The organism is Bradyrhizobium sp. SZCCHNRI2009 (assembly GCF_032485115.1).
Classification (GTDB): domain Bacteria; phylum Pseudomonadota; class Alphaproteobacteria; order Rhizobiales; family Xanthobacteraceae; genus Bradyrhizobium.
Genome location: NZ_JAUEUH010000007.1, coordinates 398036 through 409982, shown reverse-complemented (window position 1 = coordinate 409982; position 11947 = coordinate 398036). Strand labels below are relative to the sequence as shown.

11 protein-coding genes and 1 tRNA gene are annotated in these 11947 nt (G+C 64.3%); 9 read left to right on the top strand and 3 right to left on the bottom strand.

Annotated features, from left to right (window positions below; all coding sequences use genetic code 11):
* Positions 1–61: 61 nt before the first annotated feature.
* The gene (locus QX041_RS25415; RefSeq protein WP_315717516.1) at positions 62–589 is read right to left on the bottom strand and encodes a DNA starvation/stationary phase protection protein; all 528 of its coding nucleotides are present in this window, start codon (positions 587–589) and stop codon (positions 62–64) included.
* A gap of 108 nt (positions 590–697) precedes the next feature.
* Here QX041_RS25415 and QX041_RS25410 point away from each other — a divergent pair, with 108 nt between their 5' ends.
* The 5 genes from QX041_RS25410 (at position 698) to QX041_RS25390 (ending at position 6631) form a co-directional block, all read left to right on the top strand.
* Positions 698–1402, top strand: a complete 705-nt coding sequence (locus QX041_RS25410) for a class I SAM-dependent methyltransferase (protein WP_316166902.1) — start codon at positions 698–700, stop codon at positions 1400–1402.
* A 108-nt stretch (positions 1403–1510) separates the two neighbouring features.
* Positions 1511–1587 (top strand) — tRNA-OTHER (locus QX041_RS25405).
* 235 nt (positions 1588–1822) lie between these two features.
* Positions 1823–5287: a carbamoyl-phosphate synthase large subunit gene (carB, locus tag QX041_RS25400; RefSeq protein WP_315810593.1), complete on the top strand. Its 3465-nt coding sequence runs from the start codon at positions 1823–1825 to the stop codon at positions 5285–5287.
* Positions 5288–5494: 207 nt separating this feature from the next.
* A complete protein-coding gene (gene greA / locus QX041_RS25395; RefSeq protein ID WP_315717519.1) occupies positions 5495–5971 on the top strand; it encodes a transcription elongation factor GreA in 477 nt (158 codons plus the stop codon).
* 255 nt (positions 5972–6226) lie between these two features.
* Positions 6227–6631 carry a DoxX family protein gene (locus QX041_RS25390; RefSeq protein WP_315717520.1) on the top strand — a complete coding sequence of 135 codons (405 nt, stop codon included), beginning with the start codon at positions 6227–6229 and terminating at the stop codon, positions 6629–6631.
* Positions 6632–6692: 61 nt separating this feature from the next.
* Here the strand turns inward: QX041_RS25390 and QX041_RS25385 are convergent, their stop codons facing one another.
* A complete protein-coding gene (locus QX041_RS25385; RefSeq protein WP_015664493.1) occupies positions 6693–7172 on the bottom strand; it encodes an Lrp/AsnC family transcriptional regulator in 480 nt (159 codons plus the stop codon).
* Between the two features lie 288 nt (positions 7173–7460).
* Here QX041_RS25385 and trxB point away from each other — a divergent pair, with 288 nt between their 5' ends.
* From trxB to QX041_RS25365, 4 genes are all read left to right on the top strand, one after another.
* Positions 7461–8426, top strand: coding sequence for a thioredoxin-disulfide reductase (gene trxB, locus QX041_RS25380; RefSeq protein WP_315717521.1), 966 nt, complete (start codon positions 7461–7463; stop codon positions 8424–8426).
* Between the two features lie 7 nt (positions 8427–8433).
* Positions 8434–9357, top strand: coding sequence for a LysR family transcriptional regulator (locus tag QX041_RS25375; RefSeq protein ID WP_315717522.1), 924 nt, complete (start codon positions 8434–8436; stop codon positions 9355–9357).
* 449 nt (positions 9358–9806) lie between these two features.
* The gene (gene dapA / locus QX041_RS25370) at positions 9807–10730 is read left to right on the top strand and encodes a 4-hydroxy-tetrahydrodipicolinate synthase (protein ID WP_316166900.1); all 924 of its coding nucleotides are present in this window, start codon (positions 9807–9809) and stop codon (positions 10728–10730) included.
* Positions 10731–10899: 169 nt separating this feature from the next.
* Positions 10900–11070 carry a hypothetical protein gene (locus QX041_RS25365; protein ID WP_315717524.1) on the top strand — a complete coding sequence of 57 codons (171 nt, stop codon included), beginning with the start codon at positions 10900–10902 and terminating at the stop codon, positions 11068–11070.
* A gap of 111 nt (positions 11071–11181) precedes the next feature.
* On the opposite strand, the gene QX041_RS25360 is transcribed toward QX041_RS25365, so the two are convergent.
* Positions 11182–11859: a ParA family protein gene (locus QX041_RS25360; RefSeq protein ID WP_231327589.1), complete on the bottom strand. Its 678-nt coding sequence runs from the start codon at positions 11857–11859 to the stop codon at positions 11182–11184.
* Between the last annotated feature and the right edge of the window lie 88 nt (positions 11860–11947).

Sequence of the window (11947 nt, the reverse complement as noted above, 5' to 3'; positions counted from 1 at the left end):
GGCCGGACCGGCGCGCCACGTCCTCGCAGCGCGCCCGGACCTCAACTCGACGCTGGCCCGCCTACGCCGCGTTGCTGCCTTCCTGGCGGCTGGCTTCGAACAAGAACCAAGTGCGGCGCTCGGTCTCGTCGATGAAGGTCTCCAGCAGTCCCGCGGTGGCGGGATCGTCATTGTCGTCGCACAGCCCGTGCGCTTTCCGCATCGCAGCCGCGACGTGCTTGTTGTCCTCCATCAACTCCCGCAACATCTCGCGCGGCGGCACATACTCCTCGTTGTTGTCCTTGATGGTCTGCAGCTTGCTGATCTGGCTGATCGATTTCAGCGTGGTGCCACCGAGCTTGCGCACGCGCTCGGCGAGCTGGTCCGTGGTGGCAAAGATCGCGTCCGACTGCTCGTCGAGCATTTCGTGGTAGTCATGGAAATGCCGTCCGCTGACGTGCCAGTGGAAGTTCTTGGTCTTCAGATAGAGCGCAAAGGCGTCCGCAAGCAGCGTGTTCAATGCCGTCGAGATCTTGTTCACGGCATCCGGGGACAGATCGGTCGGGGTATCGAGCTCGGGGGCGGTCTTGTCGGTCTTTGCTTTACTCACGGCTTGGCCTTCCTGTTAGAAGCAGCGATGGACACGGATGATCGGACCCGTTAACGCTCGCTGACCCCTCCAGTTCCGATCAAGGAACTGTGTTTGCCGGAACCCGCCATGGACGACTGGATCGATTATTACGATTCCACGCACACGATCTATGCGAGCAAGCTGCATCGCGACCTGCACTTCGAGGGGATCGCGCGCGACATCGTCGGCTATATTCCCTCGCCCGACGCAGTCGTTCTCGACTATTCCTGCGGAGAGGCCCTGTCGGCCGCCAAGGTCGCCGACGCCTGCATGACGCTCATCCTGGCCGAGCCGGCGCCGGGCGTGCGCGGCCGGCTGATCGCGCGCTTCGCCCCCAACACCAAGATCCGCGTGCGGTCGCTGGACGAGCTGCGCAACATGCAGGAAGGTTCGATCGACCTCGTGGTCATGAACTCCGTGGCCCAGTACATGAGCGAGGCGGAATTCGATGCAGCCCTGGCCGTGATCAGGCGGCTGCTGAAGCCGTCGGGAAAGTTCGTCCTCGGCGACGTCCTGCGTCCGGACGTCGGCATGGGCCGTGACGTGCTCGCGCTGCTGATGTTCGCGGCGCGGGACGGCTTCCTCAGGGATGCCCTGGTCGGGCTGGTCGCCACTGCCCTGTCCGATTACCGGCAGTTGCGGACCAAGGTCGGCCTGCAGCGCTACAGCGAGGCCGAGATCCTGGCACGGCTGAAGAAGGCCGGCCTCTCTGCCGTCCGGGCGCCGAAGAATATCGGCCACAATCCCTGGCGCATGACCTTCGTGGCGCAGCCGGCAATGGGAACCGTGTGACCGGCCGAGCCGACCAACCCCACGCCGTGGCCCAACATCGAGCAACCGGATTAGGGTTAACTGAAACACGGGCTGGCTCACGCGGCCGTGAGAGGTAAGATCACCCCCGGCCCGGTGGCGGAAGCTACGACGCGAAGAGCGGTGCAACGCTCTTGAACCTGGTTCAAGTCCAGGCCGGGCCTCCAGCCGTCGCTGCTGCGCAGCTTCGGCTCGGCGAGCCAGCGACGGCGCCGCGCCCCTCAGACCCTCTTCGGCCAAATTGGCCGTTGATTTCGGCCCAAAACCCTTTTCGCTCAGAGGAAACTGGTCTAAAGACCGCTCGCGCGCGAGCAATGGTCGCGCCTTGGCCTTCGGGGACGCGCGGCACGCGCGCCCTTTTTTTGTGCCCAATTCCTGCCCGTTTCTTGCCCGTGAGCTTGAATGCCGAAACGAACCGACATCTCGACCATCCTGATCATTGGCGCCGGTCCGATCGTGATCGGCCAGGCCTGCGAATTCGACTATTCCGGTACGCAGGCGGTGAAGGCGCTGAAGGAGGAGGGCTATCGCGTCGTCCTCGTCAATTCCAATCCGGCCACGATCATGACCGATCCGGAATTGGCCGATGCGACCTATATCGAGCCGATCACGCCGGAGATCGTCGCCAAGATCATCGAGAAGGAACGCCACGTCATCCCCGGCGGCTTCGCACTGCTGCCGACCATGGGCGGGCAGACCGCGCTGAACTGCGCGCTGTCGCTGCGCCGGCAGGGGACACTGGAGAAGTTCGACGTCGAAATGATCGGCGCGACGGCTGACGCGATCGACAAGGCCGAGGACCGCCAGCTGTTCCGCAATGCGATGGAGAAGATCGGGCTGCAGACCCCGAAGTCGCGGCTCGCCAATGCGTCGGCGCTGAAGAAGCAGTATCGCGACAAATACTTGGCCGAGCGCGAGACGCTGTCGGGCGCCGCGCGCGACGAGCTCGACCGGCAATGGACGCTCGGCGAGAACGAGCGCCGCAAGCGCTATCAGGAGCATGCGCTGGGACAGGCGCTGATGGCGCTGTCCGAGATCGGCCTGCCCGCGATCATCCGTCCCTCCTTCACCATGGGCGGCACCGGTGGCGGCATCGCCTACAACAAGGAAGAGTATCTCGACATCATCGAGCGCGGTCTCGATGCCTCCCCCACCAACGAAGTGCTGATCGAGGAATCGGTGCTCGGGTGGAAGGAGTACGAGATGGAGGTCGTCCGCGACAAACACGACAACTGCATCATCGTCTGCTCGATCGAGAACCTCGATCCGATGGGCGTGCACACCGGCGACTCGATCACGGTGGCGCCGGCGTTGACGCTGACCGACAAGGAATATCAGATCATGCGCGACGCCTCGCTGGCGGTGCTGCGCGAGATCGGCGTCGAGACCGGCGGCTCCAACGTGCAGTTCGGCGTCAACCCGGCCGACGGCCGCATGGTCGTGATCGAGATGAATCCGCGCGTGTCGCGCTCCTCGGCCTTGGCCTCCAAGGCGACCGGCTTCCCGATCGCCAAGGTCGCGGCCAAGCTCGCGGTCGGCTACACGCTGGACGAGATCGCCAACGACATCACCGGCGGCGCGACCCCGGCCTCGTTCGAGCCGACGATCGACTACGTCGTCACCAAGATCCCCCGCTTTGCCTTCGAGAAATTCCCGGGCGCCTCGACCACCTTGACGACCTCGATGAAGTCGGTCGGCGAAGTCATGGCGATCGGCCGCACCTTCCAGGAAAGCCTGCAAAAGGCGCTGCGCGGCCTGGAGACGGGCCTCACCGGCCTCGACGAGATCGACATCGAGGGGCTCGGCCGCGGCGATGACAAGAATGCGATCCGCGCCGCCCTGGGCACGCCGACCCCGAACCGCCTGCTCCAGGTGGCGCAGGCGATGCGCCTCGGCTGGTCGGACGAGGACATCTTCAACTCCTGCAAGATCGATCCGTGGTTCCTGGCGCAGATGCGCGGCATCGTCGAGATGGAGGACAAGGTTCGCCGTCATGGCCTGCCGCCGAATGCCAGCGGCATGCGCACGCTGAAGGCGATGGGCTTCTCCGACGCGCGGCTCTCGGTGCTCGCCAACACCACCGAAGCCGAGGTCGCCGCCAAGCGGCAGGCGCTCGGCGTCCGTCCGGCGTTCAAGCGAATCGACACCTGCGCAGCGGAGTTCGCTTCGCCGACCGCCTACATGTATTCGAGCTATGAGACGCCGTTTGCCGGCGCTCTCGGCGACGAGAGCGCGCCGTCGGACAAGAAGAAGGTGATCATTCTCGGCGGCGGCCCGAACCGGATCGGCCAGGGCATCGAGTTCGACTATTGCTGCTGCCATGCCTGTTTCGCGCTGGCCGATGCCGGCTACGAGACCATCATGGTCAACTGCAATCCGGAGACGGTCTCGACCGACTACGACACCGCCGACCGGCTGTATTTCGAGCCGCTGACGGCCGAGGACGTGCTCGAGATCATCGCCACCGAGCGCAAGAACGGCACCGTGCATGGCGTCATCGTGCAGTTCGGCGGCCAGACGCCGCTGAAACTCGCGCGCGCGCTCGAAGCCGCCGAGGTACCGATCCTCGGCACCTCGCCGGAAGCCATCGACCTGGCCGAGGACCGCGACCGCTTCAAGCGCATCCTCGACAAGCTGCACCTGAAGCAGCCGAAGAACGGCATCGCCTATTCGGTCGAGCAGGCGCGCCTGGTGGCGGCCGATCTCGGCCTGCCGCTGGTGGTGCGCCCGTCCTATGTGCTCGGCGGCCGCGCGATGCAGATCATCCGCGAGGACAACCAGCTCAGCGACTACCTGCTCGGCACCCTGCCGGAGCTGGTGCCGGCCGACGTCAAGGCGCGCTATCCCAACGACAAGACCGGCCAGATCAACACGGTGCTGGGCAAGAACCCGCTGCTGTTCGACCGCTACCTGTCGGACGCCACCGAGATCGATGTGGACTGCCTTTCCGACGGCAAGGACACCTTCATCGTCGGCATCATGGAGCACATCGAGGAGGCTGGCATCCATTCCGGCGATTCCGCCTGCTCGCTGCCGCCGCATTCGCTCGACGAGGCGACCATCGCCGAGTTGGAGCGGCAGACCCGCGAGCTGGCGCTCGGGCTCGACGTCGTCGGCCTGATGAACGTGCAATATGCGATCAAGGACGGCACGATCTACGTGCTCGAGGTCAATCCGCGCGCCTCGCGCACGGTGCCCTTCGTCGCCAAGGTGGTCGGCACGCCGGTCGCCAAGATTGCGGCCCGGATCATGGCGGGCGAGAAGCTCGCCGATTTCGGGTTGACCAAGCGCGCGCTCAAGCATGTCGGGGTGAAGGAATCAGTCTTCCCGTTCGCCCGCTTCCCCGGCGTCGACACCGTGCTCGGCCCGGAGATGCGCTCCACCGGCGAGGTGATGGGCATCGACCGCTCGTTCGCCGTGGCGTTCGCCAAGAGCCAGCTCGGGGGCGGCACACGCGTGCCGCGCAAAGGAACGGTGTTCGTGTCGGTGCGTGAAAGCGACAAGGCGCGCATCACCGAGGTGGTGCGGATGCTGCACGAACTCGGCTTCAAGGTGGTAGCGACTTCCGGGACCCAGCGCTTCCTGACCGACCAGGGCGTGCCGACCGAGAAGATCAACAAGGTGCTGGAAGGCCGGCCGCACATCGTGGACGCTATCACCAACGGCGACATCCAGCTGGTCTTCAACACCACCGAAGGCCCGCAGGCGCTGGCCGACAGCCGCTCGCTGCGGCGCGCTGCCCTCTTGCATAAAGTGCCGTATTACACCACTCTTTCGGGTGCCGTGGCGGCCGCGCAAGGCATCCGTGCCTATCTCGGGGGAGACCTTGAGGTCCGCACCCTGCAGAGTTACTTTTCCGAAAACTGATCGCAGCGCGCGGGCGAACGCCCGCTAAGCGGTTGGCAACAATCGGCAATAGAAGCTTTCAGGAACTCGCCGCCCCGTTCGATGTTGTACCGGCCTTTGACGGGACGGTCTTGCCGGGCCTTGAGGCTTTGCTTTGAGCCGCAAAGGCCTATTCTGAAGATGCTGATCGTGCGCGCCCCCGCCCGCACGACTGAAGGACGAGAAGAGATGGTGGAAAAGGTTCCCATGACTTCGATGGGCTACGCCGCGTTGGAGAACGAGCTCAAGCAGCGCCAATCGGTGGACCGTCCGCGCATCATCGAACATATCGCGGAAGCGCGTTCGCATGGCGACCTGTCCGAGAACGCGGAATATCACGCCGCCAAGGAAGAGCAGTCTCACAACGAGGGCCGCATCGCCGAGCTCGAGGACAAGCTCGCGCGCGCCGACATCATCGATGTAACCAAGCTCTCCGGCGACACGATCAAGTTCGGCGCGACGGTGACCCTGATCGACGAGGACACCGAGAAGAAGACGGTCTGGCAGATCGTCGGCGAGGTCGAGGCGGACGCCAAGAAGGGCAAGATCTCGATCACCTCGCCGCTGGCGCGCGCGCTGATCGGCAAGAAGATGGGCACCACCGTCGAGGTCATGGCGCCCGGCGGCGCCAAGTCCTACGAGATCGCCAAGGTCGAGTGGCGCTGAGGACCCGAGGCACCGGAGCGGTGCCTGTGACCGTTCGGACGAAACCAGGGCTGCGCGAAGGCGCGGCCCTTCGTCGTTTGGCCGGCCGCACTGCGGCACAATGGCGTTCGGCAGCACACGGTCAATTCATCGGGCTGCAGGCCACACGCCGGTGACGGGCTTTCGGGAATGAGCTAGTGCAGAACCGACGAGCCGTGCCGGGAGGATGGGTCCGGTCCGTCGCATCATGATGGCTTTGATTGGGGGATGATCGACATGGAGCAGATGTTCTCGAAATGGCAACCGGCTGTACTCAGCCTGTTTCGCTTCGTCACGGGTCTGTTGTTGTTTCAATACGGCGTGGCGAAGATCTTCAAGTTTCCAGTGCTTCCGTATTTCGCAAACATTCCGCCGCTCATCTATACGGCCGGCCTGATCGAGCTCGTGCTGGGCGGATTGCTGATGGTGGGTCTGCTCACGCGGCCCGTCGCGTTCATTCTGTCGGGTCAGATGGCCTTCGCCTATTTCCTCGGTCACATGTTCAAGACAGGTGAACCGGTGTGGCTGCCGCTCCTGAACAACGGCACCGCGGCAATCGCATTCTGCTTCTCATGCCTTTATCTGGCGACGGCCGGCGGGGGTCCGATCAGCCTCGACGCGATGCTGCGTAAGAAGGCGTAGGCTTTCACTCACGGTCATTCCGGGGCGCCTCGAAAGAGGCGAACCCGGAATGGCGGTGGGCCTAGCTGCGTCCCTTGACCTCGAGCGGCACCGCCGCCTCGTATTTCGAGTTGTGCAGCACCAGGGACGTTCGCACGTTGCGCACGTGAGGTGCCGCTGTCAGGTGGGTCACGAACTCCTGAAACGTTGCCATGTCCGGTGCCACGCATTTCAGGATGAAGTCCACCTCGCCGGACAGCATCCAACATTCCCGCACCAGCGGCTCGGACCGCACGAACTCTTCGAACGCCTTCAGGTCGGCGTCCGCCTGGCTCGACAGGTGGACCGAGGCGAACACGGTCACGTCGAAGCCGAGCTTGCGCGGGTCGAGCAGGCCCCGGTAGCCGGTGATGTAGCCTTCCTCCTCCAGGGTCCGCACGCGGCGCAAGCAAGGCGGCGGCGAGATGCCGACCCGCTTGGCGAGCTCGACATTGGTGATCCTGCCGTCGGCCTGAATTTCGCTCAGGATTTTGAGATCGATCTCATCAAGATTCTTGGACACGGGGATTGTGGGCTCTGGCGGAACAGGAGGAGGCGCAGGGGCGCCGGGCGACGATGGGCAACTCTCTTAGCGCAAGCCGGTCAATCCACGCAATTTTATTACTTTAGATTTCCCCTGTTGACCGGCTCGTGAAGGGAAAATTCGCCGAGATGCGTTGCAATTCTTGCATAGCTTGCCAGATGGCTTAGACTTGGATTTGACATTTTCGATGGGGCTTCGGAGCGTTTCTTCCGCGCATTCCGCTCGCTGCGTCGGTAATCCTCCCTTTTCCAGCGAGTCTTCGGCCCCATGCAAGCTCCGATCCATGCCAAAGTCGTCATCATCGGTTCCGGCCCTGCTGGCTATACGGCGGCGATCTACGCGGCACGAGCTATGCTGGAGCCGGTGCTGATCCAGGGCATCCAGCCAGGCGGCCAGCTCACCATCACCACCGACGTGGAAAACTATCCGGGATTTGCCGACGTCATCCAGGGCCCCTGGCTGATGGAGCAGATGGAAAAGCAGGCGACGCATGTCGGCGCCCAGATCAAGACGGACCTCGTGACCAAGCTGGAGCTGGGACAGCGTCCGTTCCGCCTGACCTGCGACTCCGGTGACGTCTACCTCGCCGAGACCGTCATTCTGGCCACCGGCGCCCAGGCGCGCTGGCTCGGGCTGCCGTCGGAGGAGACGTTCAAGGGCTTCGGGGTCTCGGCCTGCGCGACCTGTGACGGCTTCTTCTATCGCGGCAAGGAAGTCGTCGTCGTCGGCGGCGGCAACACCGCGGTCGAGGAAGCGCTGTTCCTGACCAATTTCGCGTCGACCGTCACTGTCGTGCACCGGCGCGACCATTTCCGCGCCGAGCGCATCCTGCAGGAGCGGCTGTTCAAGCATCCCAAGATCAAGGTCGTCTGGGACAGCGCCCTCGATGAGATCTGCGGCGCCAGCTCGCCATCCAAGGTCACGCATGTCCGGCTCAAGAACGTCAAGACCGGCGCGCTCACCGAGCTGCCCGCCGATGGCGTGTTCGTTGCAATCGGCCACGCGCCGGCAACCGAGCTGGTCGCGGGGCAACTGAAACTGAAGCCTTCCGGTTACGTCGAGGTGGCGCCGGGCTCGACCGCGACCTCCGTTCCCGGCGTGTTTGCGGCCGGCGACGTCGCCGATGAAACCTATCGGCAGGCGATCACCGCAGCCGGCATGGGCTGCATGGCCGCCCTCGAGGCCGAACGCTTCCTCGCCCACGCCGCGAGCGAACGCGCCGCGGCGGAATGAACTGACGATGCCACGATCACGGGATGGATTTACGGATATGGATTGGGACAAGCTGAAGGTGTTTCACGCAGCGGCGGAAGCAGGCAGCTTCACGCATGCCGGGGAGCAGCTCGGGCTGTCGCAATCGGCGGTGTCGCGACAGGTCAGCGCGCTCGAGCAGGAGCTCGCAGTCTCGCTGTTCCATCGCCATGCCCGCGGGCTGATCCTGACGGAGCAAGGCGACCTCCTGTTCCGAACCGCGCATGACGTCTTCATGCAGCTGCAGGCGGCGCGCGCCAAGCTCACCGACAGCCGCGAGCGCCCGAGCGGCGACCTGAAGATCACGACCACGCCGGGCGTCGGCATCAACTGGTTGATCCCGCGACTCGGAGAATTCACCGCGCTCTATCCGGAGATCCGGATCTCGCTGATCGTCACCGACGAGGAGCTTGATCTGTCGATGCGCGAGGCGGACGTGGCGATCCGCACCCGCAAGCCGACTCAGCCCGATCTGATCCAGCGCAAGCTGTTCGCGATCAGCTTCCACGCCTATTGTTCACCGGAATATGTCAAGCGCTTCGGCACGCCGCGCACGCTCGACGAGCTCGATGATCATCGCATCATCATGCTGGCCGACGGCCAAGTCGCGCCGCATCTCCAGAACCGCAGCTGGCTGGTCGATGCCGGCCGCAACGGCTCCGGTCCACGCGAGGCCTATTTCAGGGTCAACAACATTCTCGGCCTGGTCCGCGCCTGCCAGCAAGGACTCGGCATCGCCGCGCTGCCGGACTACCTCGTCGAGGAAAACAGCCGTCTCGTGCAATTGTTTGGGGAGTCGGATTCGATCCAGCTCGACACCTACTTCGTCTATCCCGAGGAATTGAAAACGGTCGCTCGCGTTCAAGTATTCCGTGACTTCGTCGTGAGCAAAGCGCAGCGCTGGCCGGCGTGAGATTGTGCATGTCTGACATGCGGCTTGCATGGTTGCTGCGACGCCATGCGAGAGCCCATACTGAGGATGTGCTGAGCGTTGGCGTTGCGCATTGTCCCCCTCCTCCAGTGGCGCGAGCGTTCAGAAATCCCTCTTGGAAGGTGATTGTGTCGGCCGCTTTGGCCAATACCTCCAGCCGGGCTCATTTGGGCCCGGCTATTTTTTTTGCCGAATGTTTCCGTGTCGTGCCCGATGCGGCGTTGACAGCATCGCCCGCACCGCGCATCTAGATCGCATGTCCACGTCTTCGCACGCCAAGTTGTCGTCGAAAAAAGCTCCCCTCCCGGGGACCTGTGGACGCGCGCGCTAGAATCTCTCGAATTCACCGCCGCATCACCAGCCCCGCCGCGAGGACGGGGCTTTTTTTGCGTGTCCCGTCTCCGGCTCCTGCCAACCCAAGGAGATGGACCATGACCGACGTTACGACCCGATTGCAGGGCCTCTGGCTGCCCCTGATCACGCCGTTCCGCGATGGCGCGCTCGACGAACCATCCTTACGCAGTCTGGTTCGGCACTACGCCGCCAAGCGGATCGATGGACTGGTGCTCGGTGCCACGTCAGGCGAAGGACTGGCGCTGTCGTGGGACGAGCGCGCCCGTCTGATCAGCGTGGTCCGGGACGAGCTCGACACCACCGGCCGGTCGCTGCCGATCTGTCTTGGTGTCGGCGGCGTGGCGACGGCCGAGGTGATCGAAGCGCTCGACCGAACCGCGTCATGGCCGATCGACTTCTATCTGATCTCGAGTCCGCCTTACGTGCGTCCGTCGCAGCGCGGCCTGCTGGCGCATTTCACCGCGTTGGCTGACCGCACCGCCCATCCGATCGTGCTCTACAACATTCCCTATCGGTCGGCGGTCGGCCTCGACAACGAGACGTTGCTGCAGCTCGCCGAGCATCCCGCCATCGCTGGGCTCAAGGATTGCTGCGCCAACCGCACGCAGACGCGCGACCTGATCACGCGCCGGCGCGCTGGCTTTCATATCCTGACGGGCGAAGACGCCCAGAGCTTCGATGCGCTGCAGGCCGGTGCCGACGGCGCCATCCTGCTCTCGGCGCATCTGGAGACCGAGACGTTTGCCGCAATCCTGCAGCACGTAAAGGCCGGCCGTCACGACGCGGCAGCAGCGTGCTGGGCGCAGGTCGAGCATCTCACGCGGCTGCTGTTCACCGAGCCGAGCCCGGCCCCGGCCAAGTACTGGCTGGCGCGGACCAGCGTCATTGCGAGCCCCGAAGTGCGGCTGCCGATGGTGGAGGTTGGCGACGACCTCGCCGCACGGCTGGATCAGCAGATCGAGCGGCGCCAGCCGACGACCACGCAGAACCGCGTTGCCTGAGCACGCCCCAACCTATTCGCCGGCTCTGCCTTGCCGTCCCGATCGGGACGGCCAGGCAGAGCCGCGCCACCGCTGCGGAGCCGGAGCAGAATCTCCGTGGTTAATCCGAGCTAACAAACGCGATCAAAAGCGGCGCAGTCCGCAACCTCGTGTTTAAAGATGTTCCGCTATGGATGTTGAAAACATCAAAGAGCGCGAGGGCGTCGTGGCTTTGCAGGATCATCCATACCCTGAGCACCAGGGGTTCAGCGTCGAAGACATTCTCTGGGCGGTCGGGATCTGGTCCGTCATCCTGACCCTGACGCCGGCAATCGCCTTCTATTTCCTGATGGTTGCCTGACCTCGCCGCGCCCTCGCGCGCGGCGCGAGGTCGGCACTCACGCCAGATCGTGTGACCCGACGCAAAAAACGCGCGGAAGACCGCGCGTCGATGCCTCATCTGATGCCGCGATCAGGCCGCCTGCTTGTGCATGGCGCCGTTGGCCGACACAGTCCCGCGAATCGCCCGCACCGAACGCTCGATCGCAGCCCAGAGGCGTGCGATCTCGGCCGCAGCCCGGCCCTCCGCATAATATTCCCGCACGCCTTCACCCTGGCCCAGCGCCATCAGCAGATCGGCGCGGTTGGTGATCTGGCCGCCCCACACCGGGGCCTTGAACTTCGCCAGCGCCTCGCGGGCGATGGTGACGATCGGGCTCTCGGCATCGTCGCGGCGCGCCGGCGCGCCATTGAGAACGACCGCGTAGGGCTTGCGCGCGGCGCGGCAGGTCTGGATCGTCTCCTGCACCGCGTTGACGTCGAACACGCCGGGGCGGGCCGGGATGATCACCATGGTGGCGTTCTTGATCGCATCCTCGACGACGGCCGAGATGGTCGGCGGCGTATCGATCAGCACCCATTCGACGCCGTCGCGGCGGGCGGCGGACACGATCGCGCTCACCGAGTTCACGGCCGTCTTGATCGGCGGCTCGTTGGTGCCGCGAAGCTTGTGCCAAAGCGTCAGCGACCCCTGCGGGTCGGCATCGATGAGCAGACAAGACTTGCTCGACTTGATCTGCGCAGCGAGATGGGCGGCCAGGGTGCTCTTGCCTGAACCGCCCTTACGCGATGCGAAAACAATAACGTTCATACCTTGGCCTCCAGATTGACCCCGGCAGCGAAAATGAATCAGCGGACTGATTCGCGGAAGATAAATTTAGCGATCGATAAGACGTAAC

Bases quoted from the DNA above. Each gene is read 5' to 3' on its own strand.
- QX041_RS25410 (WP_316166902.1), top strand. From the start codon at position 698: ATGGACGACTGGATCGATTATTACGATTCCACGCACACGATCTATGCG.
- dapA (WP_316166900.1), top strand. From the start codon at position 9,807: ATGACCGACGTTACGACCCGATTGCAGGGCCTCTGGCTGCCCCTGATC.
- QX041_RS25375 (WP_315717522.1), top strand. From the start codon at position 8,434: ATGCCACGATCACGGGATGGATTTACGGATATGGATTGGGACAAGCTG.
- carB (WP_315810593.1), top strand. From the start codon at position 1,823: ATGCCGAAACGAACCGACATCTCGACCATCCTGATCATTGGCGCCGGT.
- QX041_RS25390 (WP_315717520.1), top strand. From the start codon at position 6,227: ATGGAGCAGATGTTCTCGAAATGGCAACCGGCTGTACTCAGCCTGTTT.
- trxB (WP_315717521.1), top strand. From the start codon at position 7,461: ATGCAAGCTCCGATCCATGCCAAAGTCGTCATCATCGGTTCCGGCCCT.
- QX041_RS25365 (WP_315717524.1), top strand. From the start codon at position 10,900: ATGGATGTTGAAAACATCAAAGAGCGCGAGGGCGTCGTGGCTTTGCAG.
- greA (WP_315717519.1), top strand. From the start codon at position 5,495: ATGGTGGAAAAGGTTCCCATGACTTCGATGGGCTACGCCGCGTTGGAG.
- QX041_RS25360 (WP_231327589.1), bottom strand. From the start codon at position 11,859: ATGAACGTTATTGTTTTCGCATCGCGTAAGGGCGGTTCAGGCAAGAGC.